Origin of the sequence: Azospirillum oryzae, from assembly GCF_900177515.1 — a bacterium.
Classification (GTDB): Bacteria; Pseudomonadota; Alphaproteobacteria; order Azospirillales; family Azospirillaceae; genus Azospirillum; species Azospirillum oryzae_A.
The window spans coordinates 691,468-717,381 of sequence record NZ_FXAK01000009.1 but is presented as its reverse complement, the minus strand read 5'-3'; the positions used below and the strand labels follow the sequence as shown (position 1 = coordinate 717,381).

Below are 25,914 nucleotides of genomic sequence, written 5' to 3'. Positions count from 1 at the left end.
ACATGAACTGGCGCGTGCCGCCGGTGCCCCTTCGACCTCAATAACCTTTACCGGCTATCTCAATAACCTTGACTGGAACCCGACCGCAGGTCCGCCTTCGGGAGGCACGTGCCGCCGTTTGGCCATGCTGTCGCCCGCCTGAGCGTCGGCTTGACCGCTATCGGGATGCACTCGGTCCGACAAGCGATGTGGTCCTCCGGGGCGGTCAGTCGACATCGGGGCGCTCCGGTTAACCTTATTGAGCTCAGGCTCGTGCTTCAGTTTGCGTTATTGGTATCCAGTTAACGATATCGCGACTGGGACAAGTACTTGTTTCTATGATATTTGCGAGTAAAGATTATTGAGTTTGCTGACACATGCCCCCTGTCGGCTGGCGAAATAACCTTTACTGAAGCCGTTTCGGCCGGAATCCCGGTCGCAATAACGTAAATCGGCGCCCGTCGTCGGCGCCCCTTCGACCTCAATAACCTTTACCGGGGATCCCAATAACCTTGACTGGGACCCGGCCGCAGACCTGACCTCGGGAGGCACGCGCCGCCGTTTGGCCATGCCGCCGATCGCCGGAGCGTTGGCTTGACCGTTGCCGGACCTATGCACGATAATAACCTCTATGGTGCACAGGGGGTGGTTTCACACTCCGGCGCAGATTGGGGTGTGATGTCGGTTTTCCGGGATCGCTGGACTCAAGCTCAAAACCGCGGAAAACGGCCAGATTTGGGCCCAGGACCGCTGGACAGGCAGTGCCAGGATCTCTGGTCTCGAACCAAGATCGGTGGACACGTTTCGCTCCTCAGACCTTCCCGACATCCCGTTCATGACGGCATTTTCGCCGCGGTAGGGTGGTTGGTGACCCGCTGCGGCCGAGGCGGATCGCGGGCAAGGTCACGACGTTCTGTGTCGACATCGTCCGGTGATCCTGGACATCAATCCGGCGATCCTGGTCTACTTTCCACCGATCTGGGAGACGCGGACGACTTGAAATTGCTGGAATCTGAGTCCATTGATTCGGGGAAATCGACACTCGGACCCTCGTTTTTGCCCTCTCGGATGCCCGCCCGCCATGGCCTCGGACACTGTTCCCGCCCCCGCCCTTTCCCAGGATCAGGCGCTCGACCACCTGTCCGAGCTGGCCGACAAGGCCCGCGCGTACGCCCGCAACGCCAAGGCCGAGAACACGCAGCGCGCCTACGCCGCCGACTGGCGCCACTACAGCGCCTGGTGCATGCGCCGTGGCGTCTCGCCGCAGCCGCCCGATCCGCAGGCGATCGGCCTCTACCTCGCCGACCTCGCCTCCGAGGCCTTAGCAGCGGGCCGGCGCTCCCGGGCTGCTGCGACGGTCGAGCGCCGCCTGTCCGGCTTGGCCTGGACCTTCCGCCAACGAGGCTGCCCGCTTGATCGCGGCGACCGGCACATCAAGGAGGTTCTGGCCGGCATCCGCCGCAGCCATGCCCGCCCGCCCGTCCAGAAGGAGGCACTGCTCGCCGGCGACCTGCTGCGCATGCTCGGCTGTCTGGCCGGCGACCTGCGTGGCGTGCGCGACCGCGCCATCCTGTTGCTCGGTTTCGCCGGCGGACTGCGGCGCAGTGAGATCGTCGGCCTCGACCATGGCGCCGAGGAGACCGCCGATGGCCGCGGCTGGGTCGAGGTGCTGGAGGGTGGGCTTGTGCTGCATGTGCGCGGCAAGACCGGCTGGCGCGAGGTCGAGGTCGGGCCGGGCAGCACGCCGCTGAGTTGCCCGGTGGCGGCGCTGAAGACCTGGATGGAGTTGGGCCGCATCGCCCATGGGCCGCTGTTCCGCCGTATCGCCCGCAACGGGAAGCAGATCTTGACTGACCGGCTGTCCGACAAGCATGTCGCCCGTCTGGTGCAAGCGACGGCTCTTGCCGCCGGCATTCGCGGTGACCTGCCGGAGGGCGAGCGTCGCCACCGCTTCGCCGGCCATTCCCTGCGGGCTGGGCTGGCGACTGCCGCCGAGGCGGAGGAGCGCTTCGTCCAACGCCATCTCGGTCATGCCTCGGCCGAGATGACCCGGCGCTACCAGCGCCGCCGCGACCGCTTCCGCATCAACCTCACCCAGGCGGCTGGCTTGTGAGGTTGCCCCGCAGCGCGGTCAGCATCGTGCAGGACAACGCGATATGTGCTAAGCCGGAGCAGGGGGCATTGGCGGAGAATAGGTGAGGTCTGCTTTGCGCCAGCAGCGGACTTGCTGCTTCGGAGCGCATTCTCGCGTTAGGCAATGCAGCGGCTCTGCGAGATCGCCGATTCGTTAAGTTGGAGTGGACCGGTGCAACAACGGTCGCGTAAAACGTTAGATACATCAAGCGCCTCAGATAAACGTCGTCAGGACGCCAAACGGATGCTGATTGAGACGCTCAGTTGATCCGATGTGAATAGATAGGAGCCCCGGATGGCCAGTAGCAAGCAGCTCATCGCAATGATCCGGAGCCACGCGGCCGGAGACGACGAGCGGTTCCTGGCAATCGTTGACCATATCGCTGCGGACGCGCGCAAAGCGGGGCATCACCGGATGGCCGACGAGATTGGCACACTGGTGGGTTCTCTGCGCGATGAGGCTGGTGAGCGCCGCACTGCCTCGAAGCCGACGCTCATCGCCGTGCCGCGAGGTGAACTCGCATCACTTGTCCGAGCATCATATTCCGAGATCCGCCTGTCAGACGTCGTCCTTGCTGAAGAAGTAGAAATACGGCTGCGCCGGATTGTGCGCGAGCATCGTGAGCGGGGCCTGCTGGAAGAGAAGGGCCTTATGCCTCGGCGCAAGGTTCTTCTTTCAGGACCTCCAGGGACGGGTAAGAGCCTAACAGCCGCAGCGATCGCGGGGGAACTGGGCCTGCCACTGTTCACTGTCCAACTCGACGGTGTTATCACAAAGTTCATGGGTGAGACTGCCGCGAAACTCCGTATCGTCTTCGATGCCATGCAAGGTGCACGGGGAGTGTATTTCTTCGATGAAGTCGACGCACTAGCCACTAGGCGTGGAGCCGAGAACGACATTGGTGAAGCCCGCCGTATGTTGAACTCGTTTCTACAGTTTCTGGATGAGGATTCCTCAGGTAGCCTAATCCTCGCCGCTACTAACCATCAAGAGTTGCTCGACCGGGCAATCTTCCGGCGCTTTGAGGCTACTGTCCGCTACGACCTCCCTCCGCCCGACCACGTGCGCCGCATTCTGGCTCAGAGGCTGCTCCAGTTCGAACTCGCTGATGTGTCTTGGTCGGAGATTTCTGCGGCCGCCAAGGGGCTCAGCCAAGCTGATATCGTAGCCGCCGCAGACGATGCCGCCCGCGACGCGGTTCTCGAATGCGGTGGAAACCTAGATAGCGCTACACTGCTACGGGCAATACGGGAACGTAGACTTCAAAATGGATAATCCTTATGGTTGGTGGTACCTTCATCTGGTGGTAATTTGCTGCAATGCTCCAGCATCGACATCTGATCGTCCGTGGCTTAGGTCAAGCCTCAGAGAGCTTTGAACCGTATGGTGGCGGGAGCGCTCGACGTCCCACTCCAGTGCCAAACCGTGAAGAGCATGCGAGCCGTTTGCGCAGCGATCTAATGAAGATCGCAGACCAAATCCACGAAAATAAAGCAGAACAGGCTGCTCTAGGCATTCCCGCAAAAAAGCGCGGTGTCACCGTGACCGTCTTATCTCGCGAGGGAGAAGAATTAGCAGTGAGTGATACACTGCGTGCAAACAGTAGGAGCATGCAGTTGCTCAAGGTGCGGCGAGGCGCTGACGCGCAAGGGAGTCGCGGCCATGACCGTGCAGTGTATTATGTTGGCGAAAAATCGATTGAGACGCTTGAAAATAATCTTTTGTCTTATGAAAACTGGGAAGATCAGGGACGGTCGCTTGAAAGATACTCCCTCGAGCTCGCAAACGAACCTAGAGACGCATCGGATCGCCGTCCGCGCAACTTTTGGCTGTTTGAGAGCGCGGCATCGTTTAAGATTGCTAAGGTCGAGGACCTTTGGACCGACGCACTTGAGAATTTTCCACGCGAAAAGGGCGCAGTCGAATGGGAGATTTGGATTAGAGATCAAATGAAAGCGGCATTCGACGCTGCGGTCGAGCAGCTCGGCATTAAAATCTATGGCCGTCCGTCCAAATTCGTCGATATTCTGGTATACAACGGCTTCGCTACTAAGGCCGCAATATCGCGGCTCGTCGCGCAAAGCGCCGCGGTCGTGGAACTCCGAGGAGCGTCCAACTTCATCGCGCAGCACGCCGATTTGCCTCCGCCCAAGCGCTTGGCGCAGATACAATCGATCGCCCAGCGTGTTGTGCCGCCGCCAAATCAGGCACCTTGGGTTACACTGCTTGATACGGGCGTGAATCCCGCAAGCTCACTGATTGCTCCGGCCCTCCCAACGGAGCGGTGCAGGACTATCACCAGCGCCTGGGATTCGTTCGACTCCGATGGGCATGGCTCAAAAATGGCTGGTATCGCGCTCTATGGCGACCTAGAGAACGTCGCTTCTGGGAATGACCCGATCTATCTAGAGGTCGGCCTTGAGTCAATGGCGGTATTTAACCCAAAGAGCACAGTAAGGATTCCAGGGCGCGACGCGATCCGCAGAGGTGTCGACCTGGCCGAGAGCAAAGCCGCTCATTCTCGCGTCTACTGTCTTGCAGCCACCGCTGTGGGTGAACTGGAGGACGGCCGACCGACGTCGACCTCGTCGACGCTCGACGATTTGGCGTTCGGTGATGGCAAGAATACCCGGCTGTTTTGCGTAGCAGTCGGCAATGTGCACACGACCGCGACCGAACCCTACCAAGTCTCATCCTACCACACTTTCAATGAGCAGCATGGGATCCAATCGCCTGCGCAGGCGCTTAACGTCCTCTCGGTTGGTGCACTGACAAACAAGTGCTCGGGACCGTCGCCACTAGCCGATGCAGGCGGTCTATCGCCGCGGTCTCGCACGGCGCAATCGTGGGAGGCGCGCCGACACAAGCCCGACATCCTGATGGAAGGTGGCAACCATGGAATTGATCCGGGCGGAAAAACCTCTCGCCCGTACGGTCCCGATATGATTGCGACGACGTCCAACGACCCCATCAGGAAGCCTATTACGCTGACTGGCGACACAAGCGCGGCCTGCGCTGCGGCGGCGCGGCTTGCCGGGCGGGTTATGGCACGGTATCCCGCCATGCGCCCTGAGACCGTTCGTGGGCTTCTCGTACATTGTGCCGATTGGACACCAACCATGCGAGCGAGGCGTGAAGCGCTGATCGCTGGTGGCATGCCGGAGGAGTATGCCAACCTTGCGACGCTTGATTGCTTCGGTTGGGGCGTTCCCAACGAGGAGCGGTTGTTCTGGAGTGCTGGAAATGCCCTTACGCTGATTGCTGAGGATGATCTGCAGCCGTATGAGCGCAATCCAGGCAAGGGTGTTACGTTGAAGGAAATGAAATCGTTCCGCTTGCCCTGGCCCGATAAGGCGCTTACCGCTCTCGGAGCGACTGAGATCGAATTGCGGTGCACGCTGTCGTACTTCGTCCAGCCTGATCCCCATAGCGCTGGATTAGAACGATTGCAGCAATACCCCTCCCATCGTCTCCAGTTCGACTTCCAGCGCTTCGAGGAGAGCGAGAGGCGCGCACAGCGCCGGGTCAACCGGGCGATTAGCGCGCCTGAGCCGGCGGGCGAGGATCTTGGGTGGCTTTTGGGCCCCAAGAGGCGGACACGGGGAACACTCCACCACGATGTGTGGCGGGGCCCCGCTTATCAGCTGGTTGGCCGCCGCATGATCAACGTAACGCCGATCCGCGGATGGTGGGCGACCAATCAGCAAGTCTCTCCGGAAAACGTACCGGTCCGCTTTAGCTTGATCGTCTCGATCCGCACACCGGAAACGACGAACGATCTCGTTACTGAGGTTAGGAACCTGATCCCGGCCAGGGTATTGATCGATATGCCGAGCGTGATTAGGACGTAAAGAACCGCGCCATCACGTCGCCGTGCGCCAAATAAGCAAACGCTGCGACGGCTTCATCAGCGTTTTTAGCCCGCGCTGCCGTCAGTGCCGCGCCCAGCGTTGCGCTGCCAGCGACCAACTGGGGAAGGCTATCCTTGGTCATAGTGAAGGCGACAGAGTCCTGCACGGCCCACAAGGGTGCAATGAGCCCGCCAAAGTTGCGTGCAGCGATGGCGGCCCCCCAGCCAGTGTTTATTCCGAGGAATTCCGCGCCAGCCGAGGATTCGCACGCATTCAATACCACTAATGGGCCATCCGTGCTGCCGATCCGCACAGATGACTGGTAAACATCGAAAATGCCAACCAGTCCGTCTTGCAGTTCGATGCCGCCATCATTCGTGCCGGTGTCCGCCCGACCATGGCCCGCGAAGTGGATCATCCGTACCGGTTCCCCGTGAAATCCGTCGAGCACATCAAGGAACGCCTTGCGCTTTGGCAACATCTTTGTAGCCCCCAGGTTTGAGCAGATCCATGTGCTCTCCTCTGCGGCTGCCTTGAGCGGTTGTGTGGGATAATCCGGAACGAACGACAGGATGGCGCCCGCGCGGAATGCCGAACGATGCTGGCCTGCACCGTTCAGAGGCCAACGCGCCACCGGATGCTCAATGTAGAGGTGATCGACCCTGCCTTCCTCAATGTCCGGCTTCATCATCTCCCAGGGTACGAAGGGATCGTCGGTCAGGAACTGGATCGGAAAGCCCTTTCCTAACTGGCTGCGGCTCTGTGCATAGCACTGCCGGAATTTTTCTGGCGCCGCACGCCATATGAGCTCACCAATACCCCGCATACGGCGACGGAATTCTTCCCGCGGCAGATCGGGGCAGGATGCCAGCAGTGATTCCGCGAACGCTTTCGGGCTTTTACCGAGCGAAACGGGCTGGCTCCCTGCTGTGGCCCCACCCGGACCAAAAGCTTTCCACGTCCAGTGTTGATGATCGTCGTCGATGCGCGAGATCATCACACTTAACGTAGGCCCGACAGCATCCGGCACTACCTTGATCATCGATGCAGGCCGTGTCGAGGGGCCTAGCCTCGTTGCGGGCAGAACAGTCTCTTCTGACCTGTAAGGATCAGACGACGGCGTGGTCATTGCGTCCACTATTACCAAGTCTCGGGTGACATGCCCGCAAACGCGCGTGCCATGAAGAAAGTAGATCATCACAACAGCCGACGAGTCCGGTACGTAGTCATTCGACACGACACAGGTGAAGCGGGCCGGTTGCGCAGGTAGGTTGGGTGTCAGCACGATGGATGACAGCTTTGATTCGACAGACTGTAGCCAATCAGCCACAACCTGCACTGAGATCTCGATCACAGACCAATCTGAAGGAAAACTTCCAAGTGAGATAAGCTTTCCATCCGACTGCGGTTGCTTCTCGAGGCCGATCACTAAATCAAAGGTCTTGCCAGGCGCGATCTCGCCTATGCTATCAATTGTTGGACAACGGGTTATCTCAACGGAGGCCGGCGCCGGTGAACTACCAACCGATACATAGTCAGCACTGCGGGTTTCCATACCACGTGCTACATTGAGTCTTTCTTCAGTTTCTGGTGAATGGGTTGATGGCCATTTAGTGCCCCTCCTCATGATTTCGGGAACAATGGGCTCATCGTTCGCAGGCCGCGCGCTCTTCTCTTGCGAATCGAAGCCGAAGAAATCATCCTCATACGACGAATCACTAGCCGGTTCTAAAAAGGCAGCCACTTCCAAAAAGTTATGCACTTTGAGAACGCCGTCGAACGCAAGCGCAATCCGCTTAGCGTCACCTCTACAGCTTTCGCTGGCGACTTCTCCTTTCAGCAAGAGCGTGTCTCCTTCGAGAAAGACGCACAGTTCTGTTACCTGACCGGGATAACGATCCGCGAGCAGCTGGCACAACTTCTTCTTCAGCTCGGCAAGGCTCTTCCAAGAGTAGTCCATCATTCCCCCGAATACCCGCCCTATAGTTCTGCTCCAACCAATACATTGGCCAAGCTACAATTATTTCAGATATCACCCGCTCCAACCAAAAGAACGACGCACCTTCCATTTTAGCGACATTCGTCGTGACTCAGAATAAATCATCTGCCATCAAATCAATCTCAATAGCGCCAGACGCGGAAGATGGTAAGTGGACGCGATAGTTGTGCTTGGCCTCCAGATTTGAATCCGCCCAGGGTCGCGTGCGATCGGTATCGTAGTTGAAGTATATATGCTTTGGCCCGGATACTCCAAAATGCAAAAAACGTGCGATGGATTCAGGGTCTGGATGCCCGTGCAGCTTTCCGTTTGTCGAGATGGCAATCCGCCTGCAATCGAGCAGCTCAATGAGTTGCCGGGTGGTGTTCTTAGCGCTTCCGTGATGCGACGCCTTTAGCAGGTCGATACGACACCGCCCGCCATTACTTTCTGCAAGCGGCGCCAATGACGTTACCAGCACGTTGGGATGGGCGTCGCCGCCGAGCAGAACGCTTCGGCCCCGCCACTCGGCCAAGAACGCAATGCTCGTCCCATTGGGTGGCTCTGGATCGGTCTCGCCGTCGGCAATCAAATTTTCCACAATTAGAGGCTGCGGAACAGGAGGGCGCTGACGTGCCTTCGGCGCGCGCATACCCTCTCTTCTCTCCCGCTCCTCAGTTTCGCGCCACTTAGTCCAGAGATTGCCCATCGCTGCAAGATGAGCAGAGTCGGGGGAGAGCATAATTATTTTCAGGCCCTCAACGTCGATCGGAGCCAGTGCGCTTTCAATCGACGCTACACCGCCCTCGAAGTGTCGATTAAGCGGGAGCTTCAATCTTGAAATAGCCTTTGACCAATCGTCGCCTTGGCGCATGCTACGGTTATCTGCCAGTCTCATCTGATACAAGCCGTTATACCAGACATCCTTAGGCAGGATCGGCCGGTTTACGTCGTCCAGATAGGCGAGTGCACCTTCAATGTGGTCAGCGTCGACGTGCGTGAGTACGTAGAGCGCGAGGGCTTCTCCAGCATTTACGATGCGAAATAGCTCACTATTTAAGTGCTGATACGCCCCTTTTCTACCGCCATCAATTACCATGTGGCTGAGCGGACCGCCGTCGTCGCCCCAGGATAGCAACATACAATCGCCATCAGATGCGGGCAGGAGCTTTAGTTTAAATTTTGGCAAGTCGTTCCCCCATAATTGCGGCTGCCATCTCTCACCTTTACAGATAGGTCACGAGCGCCAACGAACACTACAACATTTCGTTTATCGTTTACCCGATCATTTTGCCTACTGACATAATATCAATTAAGTGCTCCGACTTCTTCAAGAACATTTTTTCCAATAACAAAGCGCAACGGCTAAAAATACTATTAGGTCTTAATTTCTCAGCAGTAGGAAAGCTGTTTTTGTATATCCAAACATCTCCTTTCTTTATTTCTGGTTTCATCATAAGCACCATAACCCATACCCCACACTCCGATGTTTCACATTCATCAACAACGGCCAAGTGGAGGATAAACTAGATTCCGACTTTTGTATCATCAGATGAAATTGTGGCTGACAAACAGTGAACAAAGAATGGATGCCCACTCCTGGCGCAAAGCAGTCCTCGCCAAAGGTCCGCATTGGGTCAGAAGCGGACACCGGTGGCTGTCACGAAAGGGGCGGTATGGCCACCTCGCCGGCGCTGACGGTGCCGACCAGACTGCTATCACCGGCCGGGCCAGTCGGCCGCGCCTCCCGTGTCGGTCCGCGCTTCGGCAGACATTAGCATTACCGCCGCGTCGGAATATTTCCGCGCATCGTAGCCTTGCGCGGCGTAGACTCTGTCAGATCAAAGGATGACCCTCCACTCTGTCCAAGGAAGTCGGTAAGCCCCATGCCACCCCTCAGGCCCCACGTATCAGCGTCGCGACCGAATTTCAGCAAGTCCCGTCCCACTACAACCACATCGACCGGGGTTCGACCATTACCCGCCCGTGTGAACGGATCAGCGCTTCAAAAGCAGTCCCAGTGGCTCGCTCGCGCGGCCGATGCCGAACGCATCGGAGATGGCGTGGAAGCTGAACTGTGTCGGCAGTATGCTGAGCACTGGTTCCGTGTATCGAGGGGAGAGGATTGAGGGAGATAAACCCGGTGAGCGACATCACCCTAACGCCGCGAGAGCGGGCTCTGATCCGTAACGAATTCATGGTGCGCTTTGGGCAGTCGCCGCGGCTGGAGAGCGGCATCCTGGTGAAGCGGTGGGCCACCGGGCCGAACAAGGGGCAGCCGAAGCCGGGAACGGTCATTCAGGGGATGCTGGACCGTGGGCTGCTGGAGTTGCGGGATGATGGCGGCCATTGGCTGCGGGCTCGGTTTACCGAGGCCGGCCTCACTGCCTTACGGCACATGGCCGAGGATGCTCGCGCTCTGCCACCGAGCGAATACCAGCATGTTCTGGACGAACTCGGAAGCGGACAACGAGCAGATCACAACGCCGCATCGTCGGCCACCCCAGGTTCAACATCTGTCGCGTAAAGGAGGAGAAGGCGACAGCCGGCGTGGACTGGAGCCTGTTTAGACTGTCTGTACAGGCGGCCAAACGATCATTTCCTCAAATCTGACCAAGCTATACATAAGGGTTCTTTTTCCTCCGTCCTGGAGCTTCTCCATGCCCTGGTCGGCTACGTCCGCGTGTACACGGAGAATCAGGTGACGTTCAGCCAACCCGGCCAGCTAAAGGCCACCGAGATCGTCGCGAACCTGGGGGGAGGATGATACGGCGCGTCCGGCAGGCCGCGAACCGAAGGTGCGATGAAGTGGCGAGTCATGGTGGAGGTGACGGGTGAGGACGGCGCGGTGATGCAGCACGTGATCTCCGCGGGTGAGCGCTCCGCAGTCGGTCAGGCGGCGGCGCTCGGGCTGAGCTCGGCCGAGGGCAAGGCGACCCTGGCCGGTGTGCAGCGTGTCCTGGTCACCCCCAGACCGACGCGCACCGCCGCCACCGTCGTCGGTGCAGCCACTGCAGCGCGGCGCGTCCGCTCAAGGACCACCGCCCGCGCCGGCTGGTGTCGTTGTTTGGAACCGTGGAGGTGCGCGCGCCCCGCTTTGAGCCCTGCCGCTGCGGTGTGGCCTGCCGGCGCAGCCTGACCCCAGTCGCGGAGATCATGCCCGACCGCTGCACCCCGGAGTACGAACGCGTCCTGGCCGGGATGGGCAGCGAGCTGCCCTACTGGCGGGCGCGGACCTTGCTGGCCGAGTTGCTGCCGTTCGAGACGGCTCCGGAAGTGGAAAACCATCCGACGGCGCACGCTCCCGGTCGGAGCCCAGCTCGAATGGGCAGCGCTTGTTCCGCCGTACCAGACTTCACTGGCGTCCGCGAAGGCAATCACGCTGGCCATCGACGGAGGCCACGTGCGGTCAGTGTGGACCTACCAGATGAGCTCGTTCGAGGTCATGATCGCGCGGGCGAGCAATGATCAGGACCAGGAGGTGGTTTTCAGCAGCATTCCGGCCGACGCCGTGTCCCGCATCCGCTGGCGCCTCTGGCATGGCCAGACCGAGCGGGCGCTGGCCCTGATTGGCGACACCCTGACCGAGCTCGACGCCCTGTTGGAAGCCGCCGACGACCGGCAGGCCCGGAAAGTGGCCACGCTGTTGCGCGCTCTGGAGACCTATGTCGTCGGACAGGCCGACCTGATCATTGACTATGCTGCCCCCCGAGGCCGGGGTCACGTCCCTGACCGTGGTGTAGGAGCAGTGGGGAACCGGCCCGCCGAAGCGCCCCCCCCAGAGCTGGCGTAGGCGGGCCGGTTTTCCACAGCGGGGCGGTCATCGTGGGTCTTCGTTAGAGTCTGGTCACCACACCTCAACCCGACCGAAGGGTGACCACGATGACCGACGAGATGATGGCGCTTCGCGCGCTGCTGGAGAAGAGTCCTGACGCTGACGTCTTGCGCGAGATGATCGGCTTCGCAGCCGAGCGGCTGATGGAACTGGAGGTGCAAGGCCTGACCGGCGCCGCCCACGGTGAGCGCTCCGCCGAGCGGCTGGTTCAACGCAACGGCTACCGCGAGCGTGATTGGGAGACCCGCGCCGGCACCGTCGAACTGCGCATCCCCAAGCTGCGCAAGGGCAGCTACTTCCCCGGCTTCCTGGAGCCGCGCCGCATGGCCGAGAAGGCGCTGACCGCCGTGATCCAGGAAGCCTACGTCCACGGCATTTCGACGCGCTCGGTGGATGATCTGGTGAAGGCGCTCGGCATGAGCGGCATCTCCAAGAGCCAGGTCAGCCGGCTGTGCGAGGAGATCGACGAGCGGGTGAAGACCTTCCTGGAGCGTCCCATCGAAGGCGATTGGCCGTACCTGTGGATCGACGCCACCTACGTGAAGGTTCGCCAGAACGGGCGCATCGTCTCGGTCGCCGTGACCATCGCGGTGGCCGTGAACACCGACGGTCGGCGCGAGGTGCTGGGCATGGACATCGGCGCCTCGGAAGCCGAGACCTTCTGGATCGAGTTCCTGCGCAAGCTCAAGCGCCGCGGCTTGGCCGGGGTGAAGCTGGTGATCTCCGACGCCCACGAAGGCATCAAGGCCGCCGTGTCCAAGGTGTTCCGCGCCACGTGGCAGCGCTGTCGGGTGCACTTCATGCGCAACGCCCTGGCGCATGCCGGGCGGAGCGGCCGGCGCGTGGTGTCGGCCTTCATCGCCACCGCGTTCGCCCAGGATGACGCCGGCGCCGCCAAGGCGCAGTGGCGCCAAGCGGCCGATCAGGTCCGCCCCAAGCTGCCCAAGTTGGCCACCCTGCTCGACGAGGCCGAGGAGGACGTGCTGGCCTTCATGACCTTTCCCAAGGAGCATCGGGCCAAGATCCACAGCACGAACCCGCTGGAGCGGCTGAACGGCGAGATCAAGCGGCGCACCGAGGTGGTGGGCATCTTCCCCAACGAGGCGGCGATCACTCGGCTGATCGGCGCCATCCTGCTCGAACAGAACGATGAATGGGCGGTCCAGCGGGCGCGCTACATGACCCTGGAAACCATCGCCCCCTTGCGCGATGATCTCCTCCTCACGCTGCCCGCTACGGCCGCATGACTGTCCCGGCCAGACCTGCCGGAGACCAGATGAGCGACCCGGCTCCTTGTATGTCGCGCGGTTCCATATTCAGACCTGGGCGGTTGGCGACGACCAACCGCCCAGGTTGGCCGACCCCGCCAGCTCCTTGGCCGGAAAGCCGTGGTGTAGCTTGAGGGCGACCAACCTTCCTTGAAGTCCGAACGGTTGCGTGAGCCTGAGCTCGCACTACAAGGAAGGATCACGAGGATGTCTGAACAAACACGGGTGGCCGGCATCGATTGCGGCAAGGACTTTCTGGATATTGACGTCTTTCCCGACGCGGCCCCGCTCCGGGTGGTCAATTCTCCCCAGGGGCACCAGGAGGTGGTGGCATGGTTCACCGAACGAAAGGTAACCGTGGCCGGCCTGGAAGCCAGCGGCGGCTATGAGCGGCCGATCCGTGATGCCCTGCGGACGGCTGGTGTCGAGGTCCGGATTTTCGATCCGGCGCGGGTACGCTTTTTCGCCAAAGCGAAGGGGCGGCGGGCCAAGAATGATAGCCTTGACGCCGCGGTGATCGCTGAGTTTACCGCCAGCCAGACGACTGTTCCCTCGCTCCCCGACGATCCCGTTCGCGAGGAATTGGCCGGCCTGATCAAGGCGCGCCGCCTACTCGTCGACAAGCGGGCCGATCTGAACAAGAGCATCGCCCATGCCCCGGTGGCGGCGCAGGAGGCGCTGTCCCGTGCCGTCGAATATCTGGCTCGCGAGGTTGATGCATTGGACGCGGCCATTTGCCAGACGGCCAAAGCTCAGCCGGTCCTCTCACAGACGATCCAAGCTCTCCAGACCGCGCCAGGGGTGGGTCCCGTGACGGCGGCAACTCTAGCCGCCCTGTTGCCTGAATTGGGGAGGACGTCGGGTCGAAAGATTGCCGCCCTCGTCGGTGTTGCGCCCTTCGATCACGATAGCGGAAAGATGCGGGGACACCGCCATATCGCCGGTGGGCGTGCCGATGTTCGGCGCGCCCTCTATCTGGCGGCGCTTTCCGCCGCCACCAACACAAAGGGCGTTATCGCGGATTTCTACAACAGCCTGATTGAGCGCAAAAAGCCATCCAAGCTCGCCTTGACCGCCTGCGCACGCAAACTGGTCGTCCGCCTCAACGCCATGCTGGCCAAAGGCGCAACCTGGGAGGCCAACCCCGCCTGAGAGTGCCGACGGTCGGCGCTCGTCGCCGACCGCACGCCAAACCAAACGAACCGGGAGCGCGGACGGGTCAAGGCCGCCGCCGCCCAAAGGGCGGGCGCGCGCCAGCGCGAGCCTTGACGCGGAGCACGCCCGGTTCACGAACTTTCCTCGCTGAACACGGTTGCTACACCACGCCTCGGGACACGACCGAGGCCAGATCCCATCTCCACGGCGACGACCGAAAGCACAGTCCAGCGCCTGCTGCACCGGCGCATGGGCGCCAATCAGCAGATGCGGTGGTCGCCGCGTGGCGCTCACCGCATGCTGAAGGTCCGCACCGCAGTGATGAACGGGACGTTCGCCGCGGATCACGCCGACGCCGAGCCATACGCCTGCCGACCCTTCCGCCCTGCGGCGTGAAGGCCCCCCAGGTTTGCGACGGTCTCACCGCGTGCCGTGATCGTAACGCGCTTCACTTGCTTCGAAGCTGCTGTCGGGTCGAATGCAGAGGCGATCGGTCGACCATGATAATGCCGGTCGAAGCTCGTGCCATCTGATCTGTTCAGTTGTAGACCAGCAGGTCCTTCCAAAAGTCGCATTTGTGGTCGGCTGTGAAATCGTTGTCGCTGATCGCTGAAAGCTCTGGAATTTCCTGGGCGAGGTAGCTCTGGGCATTCGGGTCGCTTGTGTATTGCGGCCAAGTGCTTTCGCCCGGTGGGTTGGGATTGCCGGTTCGCGCGAAACTCGTCCAGGCGTCCACAAGCTCGTCGGAGAGTTTCTGTTGCCGCGCGTTGAGATCGTGCTTGGCGCCCTTATTGCCGCCATGAAAGCCCGGGAACAGGTACTGAAGGTCCGCGGTGTGATAGGCGAGCGGCGCGAAATCCGGCAATTCGGGAAACATGAATGGAGCCGTGCGGTCGCGGAATTCATAGGCGTAGAGGGGCACCTTTCCGGCAAGGAGATGGGTGCCGCGCTGAATGCGGCAGACCATGACGTCGGTCTGGATCGCGTTCATGCGCAATTGCGGGCTTCCAAAGTCTCCAGAGGAATAATAGGCGAGAATCCTATCGACGGTTCCGGCCGGATAGGCGGGAGGCGTACCGCCGGCACCGGCATTCCCGCCGAAGATCGTCTTCACATGGCTTTCGACATCTGTCTGGGTCACAGCCTTGCCCGAGAAGTAGACTGGGAGTGCTGCGAAGAAGTTCCCCTCGTCCCGGGTCGAGCCGTTCATGATTGGCATGTGATTGAAGTTGCCTGATTCGAAAGCGGAGGCTCCCCCGCTCGGAATGATCTGACCGTCGGCAACCGGTGTCACGACATAGGGGCCGAAGCCATCGGGCGGACCCGATAGCTTCATGAGGGCATCCGCGGGAAGATTGCGCAGGCAGGACGCCGTCGCTTCATCGGCACCTTTGCCGCAACCGGCTGCTTCGGCAAAAGCTGTCGCTTTCCTTTCAGCGACCTCCATCGGAATCGCCGTCAGGTAAGACGCGCTGCTTTGGATGATAGCCTTGTGAAACATGCCCCTGGTCAGGGGCGAGATGACGTTGAATGCCGCGCTCGCGCCACCGGCGGACTGGCCGGCCACCGTGATGTTGTCGGGGTCGCCCCCGAAGTTGGCGATGTTGTCCTTCACCCACCGCAGAGCGAACTGCTGGTCGAGCAGACCATAATTGGCGAAAAGATGCCCCTCCTTGTTGAGTGCAGGATGGGCGAAGAAGCCGAGCAGGCTCAGTCGATAGTTGATCGTAACGACAACGACCTTGCCTCGGGCCGCGAGCTTGCTGGCGTCATAGTCGCTTCCAGCGCCGTCGACGAAGCCGCCTCCATGTATCCAGAAAAGCACCGGCAGCTTTTCGCCGTTGGCCGAAGCCTGCATCGGCGCGATCACGTTGAGGGACAGGCAATCTTCGTTGTTGCTGGCCGGTCCGGCAAAGACGCCAAGCAGTGTAACTTGGGCACAGGTGGGACCGAACGACGTCGCCTGGCGCACGCCTTCCCAAGCGGAATGCTCCGCCGGTGGTTTCCAGCGCAGACCGCCAATCGGAGGCGCGGCGTAAGGGATGCCGAGATATTCGACCACATCGTTCCGCGCGACGCCTTGCACTGAGCCTTTTGTTGTCATCGCTACATGGTCCGGCGCCGCCAAGGCGCCTTGCCATGCAACGCAGATGGCTCCCAGGGCCAGGACCATTCGCAGGGCGCGATGTACGAATTTGCGTTCACGCATTTCACTCTCCAGGGTTCGCGGCGCGATTGGAGAGGCGCTTGCCCGCCATCGCAGCCTGTCAGTGTTTGTTTGTCAGCGGGCGGCGGTCCCTCGCCCTAGGCCGTCCTGGTTGTCCGCTTGCGAAGCTGCTGCCATTTCAAGGCGTAGTAGGTTACGGCGGTGCAGAGACCGGCGATCGCGACGCAGTGGACGAAGAAACCGATGACCGATTTCTCGAAGTTCCACCAGTCGAGCGATACCTGCATGGTGAGTTTTCCGCTGAGGCCAAGTTCAAACGAACTCCAGACACCGTGGATCGCGATGGCGAGCGCGATCAGCCGCAACACCCAGGCGCGGACCGCATTCGGCTTGGAAATGCCGAACAGCGCACGCGTTATACTCATGATCATCGGCCAGCGTAAGCCAAGATGGACAGCGACAATGACGAGCGCCCAATAAGCCGCGAGCGTGTGTATCTGTCGCACGGCGAAGCCACCGAAAGACGACATGACAGCTGACAAGGCCTCAGAGATCAGAACGCTGGTGACAAGCAGCACCACCATCGCCACGAGCAATGCCAGGGTAACGGCGACGTTGAACAGGGGCCGCATTGTCCGTCGTGTCTTCCCAATCGTGCCGTAGAAGCGACGGTTGAAAAGGTTGTGGACGATCAGCAGCAGGAACATCGCGGTTCCAGCCAATTCATGAGCGGTGTTGCCGAGCCACCAATAGGTGAAACCGAAGAGGAGAAGGCCGGCTGCGCTTAGATCGAATGCGAGACGCACCAGAAGGACGGAATTCAAGGCATGCCCCTCCCGACCTATTGCACCGGCGTGCCGTTGAACCGGGGGATACGGTAGGCGGTATAAAGGAAGTCACTGTCGGCTTGACTGCGGTGGCACGACTGGCAGCGAGCGGTGTTCTCCTCCATGTTGACCGACTTGTCGGGCCAGAACCACTGAAACTGCCAATCAGCCGTGCGTCGCCGCTCGTCGTAATCGGCTCCGAAACCTTCGCCCTTTTCCATAACAAAATAACGGTAGAGTTCGCCATCGCGGTGATCGACGAGGACGAAATGGGTGCCCGCCGGGATTGGCCGCCCACTCTTGACGGCCTCCATCGCTTCTGGTGTCGTCATGATGTGCTCTGTTACGTTGCCGCGCCGCACGGTCGTGTAATGCACGAGTTGATCGATGTTTTCGGGGAACTTGACCCGATTGGTTTCGGCGTGCACCTGCCAGCCGACCACAGAGACGGCTCCGGCGACGACAATCGCCACGGCAACGGACTTCGCACATTTTAGCATGAGTAACCTCGCTCGGGGTTCGTAGACCGGCAGGTCTTGTGCAATCAGGGTCGCCCAACGGATCGCCGCAGCCTCCAATGCAAGGCGACTATCGCCGATACTGTTCGTCCGTAACCTTTTCCATCCAGTCGACCGACTTGCCGTCGAGCGCTTCGGAAAAGGCGATGTGCGACATGCCGTTGCTCGAGCTGGCGCCGTGCCAGTGCTTCACCCCCGGCGGAATCCACACGATGTCACCCGGCGCGATCTCCTGGATTGGAGCCCCCCATTCCTGGACAAGTCCGATACCCGCCGTGACGATCAGCGTTTGGCCGAGGGGATGGCTATGCCAAGCCGTGCGGGCACCAGGTTCAAAGGTCACCGTTGCACCGCCAATGCGGGCGGGCGCGGTTCCCTGAAACCGGGAGTCGACCCGCACCGATCCCGTGAAGTTCTCGGCAGCGCCGATGGAGGACGGCTGCGATCCAGGAGGTGTGAGGGTAATCGTGGTTTTTGGCTGGGCCAACGCCGATGAGGCGCAGAGGACAATGGAAACGCTTGCTGCAACGAGGGACTTCATCTCACTCCTTCAATCCGTTGGATTGCGGCCTGGCGTGGCGATCCGCTCACTTTTTGAACACCTCGCGGGCAACGCCGACCGCGGTGATCGCGTTGGGCCAGCCCGAGTAGAAGGCGAGCTGGGTGATCGTCTCGACGATCTCCTGTTCGGTCACGCCGTTGCGCCGCGCGAGCGCGATGTGGGAGCGAAGCTGGTCCGGGCGGTTCAGCGCAATCAGCGCCGCGACGGTAATCAGGCTGCGGTCGCGCTTGGCGAGACCAGGCCGCTCCCAGATATCGCCGAACAGCACATCGTCGGTCAGTTCAGCAAGCTTGGGCGCGATGTCACCCATCAGTTGCTGCGCGCGCGATTGCTGTTGGGCGGGCACCACTTCTGATCTGGTGGGAGACTGGCTTTGCGCGTTGGCCATGGTGGACACTCCCGCGGTCAGAAGCAGGCTGGTTGCGATGAGCAGCTTTCTAATGAGCTTGTTCACTTTGCGTCTCCTCCTCGGTCGGAAAGCGGCGTCCGGTAAGAACCTGGACGCTGTTTGGCCAAAGCATTCTCGGGATACTCGTTGCTAACGAGGGACCAAACCGGGTTATGAGCGGCCAGACGCAAGAGTTCGGCCGAAGAACGGCGCAAGCTTTCCCATCGCGGCTTCCACATATTTTGGAACCCAGTAGGTTTCGATATGCGTCGCGCCGTCGATCTTGAACAGTTCCTTGTCCTTGGTGCCGGTTGCCTTGGCAAAGGCATCCTCGGTCATGTACAGGCTGTCGGCCTTGCTGCCGGCGATCATCAGCAGCGGCGTGTTGATGAGCTCAATCTGGTCGGTCGCATCCCAGCGCATCAGGTCGAGCAGGCTGCTGGTGGTGTATTTGAAGGTCGAGCCAGGATGGGCGTGGGTCTTCCAGTAATATTCGTAACCTTGCCGGTACAGATCGAACGGCAGTGCGGCGATCTGCGCGTCCGTCAGGTTGGCATCGCCCGAATAGAGGATCTCCCCACCCGCCGCTTCCTGGGCACGGGCGGCAGACGCCTGCTGCAGACGGTCCTGGATGGTCGCCAGTTGTGAATCCACATAACCATTGCGACGAACCCGTCCTGAATTGAACATGCTCAGCGTCGCAATCGCCTTGAAGCGCTTGTCGGTTTTCGCCGCTGCCAACGAGTAGCCGCCGCCGCCGCAGATCCCCAGAACACCCAGTCGCCCGGCATCGACCCCCGGATAGCGGGTGATGAAGTCCGCCATCCCATGAATGTCCTCGATCCGGAAGGCGGGTTTGTCCACGCTGCGCGGCTTGCCGCCGCTCCCACCCTGATACGCAGCATCGGCGGTGATCGTGATGTAACCCTGGTCTGCCAAGTGCTGCGCATACAGGCCGGCGACCTGTTCCTTGACCCCGCCGTTCGGATGCGCGACGACGATCGCAGGGTATCTTTGGTTCGGATCGTAGTTTGCCGGGGTATAGACGTTGGCGACGATATCCAAGCCGTTGAGCTTGTAGTTCACCGGATGGATATTGACCTTGCCTGGCTCATTCTTTGTGATCGCGCCATCATAAACCAATGTGAACGGGTTTTGCTTGTAGTCGGCTGCGATAGCGGTGGCACTGGTCATTGCAATCCCCCCAAACATTGCACCTGTGAGAACGAGGGCCGAGGCTCCCAGGAACCCCCGCCTACCATCGTTGATGGCGTCATTGGTCATTTCGAACTCCATTCTTTGAATTCAGGGAAGAAGACTGTGTTCTCGCAGCAGCGAAGAACGGCGCAAGCGCGTTAGTCCAGTTTCTTCTCGGCAAGGAACTGCGAGACGTGGTCCGCGATCTCGACATTGTTCAGGTCTGACATCAGGAAGTGCGTGTTGCCGCGGAGTCCGATTTGCGGGAGATGCACCAGCCGGGCGTCGCCGCCATGCCTGTTGATGGCGTCGACCCAGAGCCGCGCCATGGCGAGCCTCACCCGCCAGTTGTCCTGTCCACGCTCGGTCGTCGGCTCGGTCGGGAAGTTGTCGCCGTAATAAATGATCACCGGGACACGGGTGAGCCTCTCAAAGTCGGCGAGCGACACGGCCTCGGGGGACAGGGTCCCTGCCGCGCTCGGCATCGCCGCGGGCAATTCGCCTGCTGGGAAGATGAAGCCGCTGCCCGGCTCGAAAGCAACGATCGCTTTGACGTTGGGGGACTTGATCGCCGTCAGCCAGCCTGGACCGCCGCCCTGGGAATGAGTGAAGAGGATCGCCGGGCCGATCTTTGCGAACAACGCCGACATGGCATCCGAGATCACACCGGCATCATATGGCCCGGTGTTCGGTGTGACGGACCGGAAGAACTGGTCCAGCGTCTCAGGCTTGCGATCGAACTGCACATTGTCAAAGTAGTTCGGCCATTTGCCCAGGCGGAACTGATCGAAGAAGAGTTGGTCATAAGGCGTTGGCTCGATCGTCGTTCCGACGGTGCTGTTGCCCGCCCGTCCACGGCGCGGCTGATCGACCAGATAGACCGGGAAATGTCGCCGCAGGAAGATGTTCTGGAAGCCTTCGCGCCCATCGGCTGTGGTCTCCCAACTGCGCGCCGACTGGTAGGCGCCATGGAGCATGACGATGGGCAGGTTCTTTGGCGCTTGGGGGACTTGATAGAAACTGTAGAGATGGTCGCCGTGGATACTCTGCCCAGCGGCGGTCGGCACGTTGTTGCTGTAGGTTCCGGGCGTGCGGGTTACAGTTCCACCGACAGCGAAACTACCTTGCTCTTGGATGATCAAAGGCTCCGCCTTGCTTCCCTGCTGAGCGATTACAGCGGGGCTGGCAAGGATACTCGCAGTGACCAACAAGGGTGCGAGAAGATACTTCCAAGAGATCAAGGTCGCATTTCCTTCCGAAGTCTTGAGACGGTCTATATCTAGCAGCTCAGCCAGTTCTCGATTAGGCCGCTAGATGCGCATGAGGTTATAAGAACACCTAATGAATGGTCGTCTGATGGTTGTGATGTGTGGACGGGGGAGCCATCTGTTGGAGGCGGCGGGTCGGCACGGTCACGGTAACGAGTCGAGTTGGCAGCAGGCGATCGGACGCATTATATTGGGGGTGAGGCTACTGCTATCACTTCCCGGCCGACCTTATTAGCCGCACCATATGTGAAACAGCGGGCGGTCGGGACCCTAAAATTTCCATTGATGTCCACGCGTTCCCGTGCCGAACGGCGTCAGAATCCCACGCCGATCCACACTCACACATCGTCAAAGAGCATGCTGTCGGTGAGATTAGCCAGCTTTGGAGCGATGCCGCCCATCAACCTCTGGGTCGCTGTCGGCTACACGGCGGTGGTGGGGGTGGAGGCTGCCGATGCTAGCGATACCGTCCCTCGCGCGTGGAACGACGTGCTCAAGGTCCAGACCAGCTTCATGGCTCCGATCGGGAAGGAGCGGGCAATGGGCGTCTTCATCTTGTACTCCGGTGTCGGCCCGCCGCAGGCGATCTGCGGCGCTTTTTTTCGTGATCGCTTTTCGAAGACGGGTGTCAGCGCGGGTTGCCGTATTGCGCGTCGCTGACCTTTTCCATCCAGTCGTCCGACATGCCGTCGAGTGCCTCGGAAATGGCGATGCAGGTCATGGCTGTGGCTGGCGAAACCCCATGTCAGTGCTTTTCTCCAAGAGGAATCCAGACCATGCGCCGAGGCGGATCTCCATGGTGGCCTCGTCCCAGCGCTGCGCCCGGCTGGCGCCGGCGGTCACGATCAGGGTCTGACCCAGCGGATGAGTGTGCTACGCAGTGCGGGCTCCAAGCTCGAACGGTACCGATGCACCGGCACCACGGGCGGGGGTTGGCGCCTGGAACCGGCGATCAATCCACGCGGAGCCGGTAAAGTGATCTGCGGGAGCCTTGCCCGATAGGATCGAGCCGCTTCTCGTGATCGTCAGCGACGGCGCATTGGCCTCTGCCGCGGACGGTAAGCCGGCCAAAACCAACGAGCCGTTCGCCAAGCTCTCCTGGATGAACACAGAGGTGAACAGGGACACCGACAGCACAGCCGAAAGCGACATCACTGCTGCGGCAAGGACCCTCATGTCTTATCCTCCGAGTGGCGAGGTGGAGCCATCTGTGCAATGCGGGGCCCGGCCGGACGGTTGGACGCATGGGGATCTCGCCACCGGCCGGGTACCGCCGGAGGAGCTTCCGGCGGCGAACCCAGGTCTAAGGGGCGGATGTCGCAAGACTGTGTCAGCCGGACCGGCTTTGTGTATCGGTCTGTGGCAAACCGCCAGAACTGGTACAGATTGGTACACATTCGTGCTTTGGTGGTCCGGCCGGCCGTGTCACTGTTCGGGCATCGCAGGTCCAGATTGCCGGCTTTTCCTGTTTCCACGGTGTCCCATGCCGCTTCCAACCGAAGACGCGTCCATCCATCTGCTGCTGGTCGATGATCATCGCGACATCCGCGAGACGCTGGCGCGCTATCTCGACCGTCATGGACTGCGCGTCACCACGGCGGAAGACGCCGCTGCGGCAAGACGCGTCCTGCGCACTGCCGCGCCGGACCTCGTCGTGCTGGACATCATGATGCCGGGCGAGGATGGCCTCAGCCTGTGCCGTCACTTGCGGGAAACCACCGAGTTGCCAATTATCTTCCTGACCGCACTCGGCGAGTTCACCGACCGGGTCATCGGGCTGGAGATGGGGGCCGACGACTATGTGCCAAAGCCCTTCGAGCCACGCGAATTGCTGGCTCGCATCAAGGCTGTGATGCGCCGCAGCCGCAGCCTACCGGTGGATGCAGCGCGGCGGCGCGGCGAAAGCCAGCGTGTGGTATTCGAAGGATGGGTTCTCGACCTGGGACGGCGGGAACTGACGGGCAGCGACGGGGTTGTGGTCTCGCTCAGCACCTCGGAGTATCTGATGCTGGAGGCCTTCGTGCGCCATCCCGGCATCGTGCTGTCGCGCGACCAGTTGCTAGACCTCACCAGGGGCCGCACCGCCGATGCCTTCGACCGCAGCATCGACAATCAGGTCAGTCGGCTGCGCCGCAAAGTGGAGGCCGACCCGCGCAACCCGAGCCTGATAAAGACCGTCTGGGGTGGCGGTTATTGCTTCGCCACCAGCGTGAGCGAACTGCCATGACCCCACTGCTCCGCCACCTCGTGCCGCGTACCCTGTTCACGCAGATGGTCCTGCTGCTGGCCGCCGCCGTCGTGGTCGCCAAGCTGGGCAGCTGGTACGCTTACATGGACGAGCGCGCTTTCGCCATGCAGCAGCTGCGGGTGGAAGATACGATCACCCGAACAGCGGCAGCCATTCGTTTGATTGCGGCCGCTCCGAACCCTCTGCACAAGGACGCTCTGGAAGCGGTGAGCAGCGGCGAATTTAGGCTCTGGTGGGATCGCGAGCAGATCGGCGCCTCGGTGACACCGACGGGCGAAGCCCTTGCCGCGCGCGACCGGCTGAAGGCGCAGGTGGGCGACGCCGTCCGTGAGATCCGCGTGCTGATCAGGCGACCCGGCGGCACCGCGCTCGCGGCGCCGGACGGATCGGAGCAGCTGAAGCTCATGGTTTCCGCCCTCTTCCCCGACGGCCGCTGGCTGAACGCCGCCACGGTACAGCCGGCGCGGCCGGCGGTGTCCAACGGCTCGCTGTATTTTTCCATCCTAACCTCCGTCGCCATGGTGGCGCTGGTTGCCTTCTTCATCTCTTGCCGCATCTCCCGGCCGCTCAAGCAGATCGGCGAAGCGGCCGAGCGGCTCGGACGGGGGGAAGCGGTGGAGTTGGACGAGCGGACGGGGCCTGACGAGGTTCGCCGTGCCGCGACTGCCTTCAATGCCATGGGCGCGCGGCTGCGGCGCTTCGTAGACGACCGCACGCGGATGCTGGCGGCGGTCAGCCACGATCTGCGCACCCCCATCACCAATCTTCGCCTGAGGGTTGAACTGCTAGAAGAGGACGAGACCAAGCAGCGCATGCTAGACAATGTGGAGGAACTCCGGCTTACCGCCGAGGCCATGCTGTCCTTCGCCCGCGAGGAGGGAGGCGAGCAGGCGCGGGCCGTGGATCTCGTCTCGCTGGTGGAGAGCGTGTGCGAGGACATGGCCGACGTTGGTGCCCCGGTCACTTTCGATGGCGGGGCCAAGCTGCCGGTGGTTTGCCGTCCGATCGCGATGCGGCGAGTCGTCCGCAACCTCGTAGAAAACGCCATCGCCTATGGCACTGAGGCCAGGGTCACTGTGTGTCCCGATGGTGGCGACATCCGCGTGACGGTCGAGGACCGGGGGCCGGGCATCCCGGCGCTGGACATCGAGCGGGTATTCGAACCCTTCGTCCGGCTTGAGGCGTCGCGCAACCGGAGCACTGGTGGAGCCGGGCTTGGCCTGTCCATTGCCCGCTCCATCGTCCGCGGGCATGGCGGCGACATTCGTCTGGAGAACCGGCCGGACGGGGGCTTGCGCGCTGTCCTCACGCTTCCCGCAATGCATATCGGTGATGACCGAGAGGGTAGGCGCACGCCGGCGCGGCAGATCGCAGTCTGGGGCCACTCGGCCGAAAAGCGCATTTGACACCAGAAGCCCCCTCTCATCCCTTGGCCGCTACGCATTCATGAAGTACGGACATGGGCTCATGCTGCCCATGCTGTCTAATCAGCGGACCTGAATTCCCTTATTTCCAACTCATCCCGGCGGGTTGAGAGCCACGGCAGGATTGGTCCTGTCCGCCGCCATCGTTGACGCGGGCGCAGCCTTGGGCTCGTCGGGCCATTACAACTCGGCCTTCGATGATCGGAAGGCCAAGCAGCCGCATCGGGCGGCAGGAGACGCACCCCATGACTTGCATGGGCATCGGTGTCATCGTTACGACCTTCTACGTCTTTGTGCTGGCCGCAATCGAACGCGGCTTCGGTATTCCGCCGCGCTCCGAAACGATGCCGAGCGCGGTGCCGAAGCGCCGGCCATCGGGGGAGGAGCGCATGGGCTGATCAACCCAACCGGCGGCAATGGGCAAGAGCAAGACTCGGTCGATGGCGCACTTGGCCGTGTATTCATGAAAGACGGATATAGCCTCATGCCGATCATGCCGTCTAATCGCAAGGCGCCAAGTGGCCTATCTCCTGCTCACCGCAATGGTCGAGCGCCGGCAGCGGTGGGCTGGAGGGAGAGCGATGAAGACGCGTGTCCTTGGAAAGGCCGGCCTGGAGGTCTCGGCAATCAGCTTTGGCTGCATGGGCCTGAACTTCAGCTACGGTCACGCGCTGAGCCCAGAGGAGAGTATCACGCTGCTCCGACAGGCGATGGAGCTCGGCGCCACCTTCTTCGACACGGCTGAGGTCTGCGGCCTCTTCACAAATGAGGAAATCGTTGGCGAGGCACTGAAACTGGCGCGCGACCGGGTGGTGATCGCCACCAAGTTCGGCTTCAATACCGTCGACGGCAAGATGGTCGGCACGAACAGCCGTCCTGAACAGATCAAAGCGGTTGCCAAGCGTCGCTGAAGCGGCTCGGCATCGAGGTGATTGACCTTTTCTACCAATACCGAGTGGAGCCCAAAGTGCCGATCGAGGATCTCGCCGAAATCCTGTCCGCCGCCGCGGAGATCGCCGTCGAGGGTCAACGCTACCCCGAACATCTGATGAAGACCACCGGCCTCTGATCGAAGCGAGGGAAGCGATCCGATGAAACGACCGAGCGGAATGTCG

At 61.2% G+C, this 25,914-nt stretch carries 22 protein-coding genes and 2 pseudogenes; 14 read left to right on the top strand and 10 right to left on the bottom strand.

The features are described from left to right. Positions 1-1,060: 1,060 nt before the first annotated feature. From B9N97_RS31730 to B9N97_RS31720, 3 genes are all read left to right on the top strand, one after another. A complete protein-coding gene (locus B9N97_RS31730; RefSeq protein ID WP_085091768.1) occupies positions 1,061-2,092 on the top strand; it encodes a tyrosine-type recombinase/integrase in 1,032 nt (343 codons plus the stop codon). A 315-nt stretch (positions 2,093-2,407) separates the two neighbouring features. Further along, a complete protein-coding gene (locus B9N97_RS31725; RefSeq protein WP_085091767.1) occupies positions 2,408-3,388 on the top strand; it encodes an AAA family ATPase in 981 nt (326 codons plus the stop codon). 185 nt (positions 3,389-3,573) lie between these two features. Then, a complete protein-coding gene (locus B9N97_RS31720; protein ID WP_167393456.1) occupies positions 3,574-5,964 on the top strand; it encodes a S8 family peptidase in 2,391 nt (796 codons plus the stop codon). Here the strand turns inward: B9N97_RS31720 and B9N97_RS35405 are convergent. Together B9N97_RS35405 and B9N97_RS35400 are read right to left on the bottom strand one after the other, a co-directional pair. Continuing rightward, entirely contained in the window at positions 5,954-7,927 is a 1,974-nt protein-coding gene (locus B9N97_RS35405) for a CHAT domain-containing protein (protein ID WP_143266950.1), read from the bottom strand. The two genes, B9N97_RS31720 and B9N97_RS35405, sit on opposite strands and share 11 nt — an antisense overlap. A gap of 127 nt (positions 7,928-8,054) precedes the next feature. Beyond that, positions 8,055-9,131: a ComEC/Rec2 family competence protein gene (locus B9N97_RS35400; protein WP_167393455.1), complete on the bottom strand. Its 1,077-nt coding sequence runs from the start codon at positions 9,129-9,131 to the stop codon at positions 8,055-8,057. Between the two features lie 697 nt (positions 9,132-9,828). On the opposite strand from B9N97_RS35400, the gene B9N97_RS31705 reads away from it, so the two are divergent. From B9N97_RS31705 to B9N97_RS35395, 6 genes and pseudogenes are all read left to right on the top strand, one after another. After that, positions 9,829-10,071: a DUF4167 domain-containing protein gene (locus B9N97_RS31705; RefSeq protein ID WP_085091763.1), complete on the top strand. Its 243-nt coding sequence runs from the start codon at positions 9,829-9,831 to the stop codon at positions 10,069-10,071. 14 nt (positions 10,072-10,085) lie between these two features. Then, positions 10,086-10,469: a hypothetical protein gene (locus B9N97_RS31700; RefSeq protein ID WP_143266948.1), complete on the top strand. Its 384-nt coding sequence runs from the start codon at positions 10,086-10,088 to the stop codon at positions 10,467-10,469. A gap of 276 nt (positions 10,470-10,745) precedes the next feature. Further along, positions 10,746-11,663: pseudogene (locus B9N97_RS31695) on the top strand (ISKra4-like element ISAzba1 family transposase); the annotation flags it as partial. A 161-nt stretch (positions 11,664-11,824) separates the two neighbouring features. After that, on the top strand, positions 11,825-13,024 hold the full coding sequence (locus tag B9N97_RS31690; RefSeq protein WP_085091761.1) for an IS256 family transposase: 1,200 nt from the start codon (positions 11,825-11,827) through the stop codon (positions 13,022-13,024). 228 nt (positions 13,025-13,252) lie between these two features. Further along, on the top strand, positions 13,253-14,197 hold the full coding sequence (locus B9N97_RS31685; protein WP_085091760.1) for a transposase: 945 nt from the start codon (positions 13,253-13,255) through the stop codon (positions 14,195-14,197). Between the two features lie 183 nt (positions 14,198-14,380). Beyond that, positions 14,381-14,596, top strand: a pseudogene (locus tag B9N97_RS35395) (ISKra4-like element ISAzba1 family transposase); the annotation flags it as partial. A 142-nt stretch (positions 14,597-14,738) separates the two neighbouring features. Here the strand turns inward: B9N97_RS35395 and B9N97_RS31680 are convergent. The 7 genes from B9N97_RS31680 to B9N97_RS31650 all read right to left on the bottom strand — a co-directional run bounded on the left by B9N97_RS31680 (position 14,739) and on the right by B9N97_RS31650 (position 21,100). Further along, a complete protein-coding gene (locus tag B9N97_RS31680) occupies positions 14,739-16,409 on the bottom strand; it encodes a carboxylesterase/lipase family protein (protein ID WP_085091759.1) in 1,671 nt (556 codons plus the stop codon). 95 nt (positions 16,410-16,504) lie between these two features. Further along, a complete protein-coding gene (locus B9N97_RS31675) occupies positions 16,505-17,191 on the bottom strand; it encodes a DUF4405 domain-containing protein (protein ID WP_085091758.1) in 687 nt (228 codons plus the stop codon). Positions 17,192-17,208: 17 nt separating this feature from the next. Continuing rightward, entirely contained in the window at positions 17,209-17,667 is a 459-nt protein-coding gene (locus B9N97_RS31670) for a cytochrome P460 family protein (RefSeq protein WP_208621335.1), read from the bottom strand. A gap of 115 nt (positions 17,668-17,782) precedes the next feature. Then, positions 17,783-18,253, bottom strand: coding sequence for a (R)-mandelonitrile lyase (locus B9N97_RS31665; RefSeq protein ID WP_085091757.1), 471 nt, complete (start codon positions 18,251-18,253; stop codon positions 17,783-17,785). A 46-nt stretch (positions 18,254-18,299) separates the two neighbouring features. After that, on the bottom strand, positions 18,300-18,728 hold the full coding sequence (locus B9N97_RS31660) for a carboxymuconolactone decarboxylase family protein (protein ID WP_167393454.1): 429 nt from the start codon (positions 18,726-18,728) through the stop codon (positions 18,300-18,302). A 105-nt stretch (positions 18,729-18,833) separates the two neighbouring features. Beyond that, the gene (locus tag B9N97_RS31655) at positions 18,834-19,946 is read right to left on the bottom strand and encodes an alpha/beta hydrolase (RefSeq protein WP_085091834.1); all 1,113 of its coding nucleotides are present in this window, start codon (positions 19,944-19,946) and stop codon (positions 18,834-18,836) included. 71 nt (positions 19,947-20,017) lie between these two features. Beyond that, positions 20,018-21,100: an alpha/beta hydrolase gene (locus tag B9N97_RS31650; RefSeq protein ID WP_143266947.1), complete on the bottom strand. Its 1,083-nt coding sequence runs from the start codon at positions 21,098-21,100 to the stop codon at positions 20,018-20,020. A 312-nt stretch (positions 21,101-21,412) separates the two neighbouring features. Here B9N97_RS31650 and B9N97_RS31645 point away from each other — a divergent pair, with 312 nt between their 5' ends. Beyond that, positions 21,413-21,787: a hypothetical protein gene (locus tag B9N97_RS31645; protein WP_143266946.1), complete on the top strand. Its 375-nt coding sequence runs from the start codon at positions 21,413-21,415 to the stop codon at positions 21,785-21,787. Between the two features lie 213 nt (positions 21,788-22,000). Here the strand turns inward: B9N97_RS31645 and B9N97_RS36915 are convergent, their stop codons facing one another. After that, positions 22,001-22,303, bottom strand: coding sequence for a cupin domain-containing protein (locus B9N97_RS36915; RefSeq protein ID WP_244561030.1), 303 nt, complete (start codon positions 22,301-22,303; stop codon positions 22,001-22,003). Positions 22,304-22,610: 307 nt separating this feature from the next. Between B9N97_RS36915 and B9N97_RS31635 the strand changes: the two genes are divergently transcribed. From B9N97_RS31635 to B9N97_RS31625, 4 genes are all read left to right on the top strand, one after another. Further along, complete coding sequence (locus tag B9N97_RS31635; RefSeq protein WP_085091755.1) at positions 22,611-23,354, top strand: response regulator; 744 nt, start codon at positions 22,611-22,613, stop codon at positions 23,352-23,354. Then, complete coding sequence (locus B9N97_RS31630; protein WP_085091754.1) at positions 23,351-24,781, top strand: HAMP domain-containing sensor histidine kinase; 1,431 nt, start codon at positions 23,351-23,353, stop codon at positions 24,779-24,781. The genes B9N97_RS31635 and B9N97_RS31630 overlap by 4 nt, the downstream gene beginning before the upstream one ends. A 263-nt stretch (positions 24,782-25,044) precedes the next feature. Beyond that, positions 25,045-25,197, top strand: a complete 153-nt coding sequence (locus B9N97_RS35820) for a hypothetical protein (protein WP_167393453.1) — start codon at positions 25,045-25,047, stop codon at positions 25,195-25,197. Between the two features lie 183 nt (positions 25,198-25,380). After that, a complete protein-coding gene (locus tag B9N97_RS31625; protein ID WP_244561029.1) occupies positions 25,381-25,710 on the top strand; it encodes an aldo/keto reductase in 330 nt (109 codons plus the stop codon). Positions 25,711-25,914: the final 204 nt, after the last annotated feature.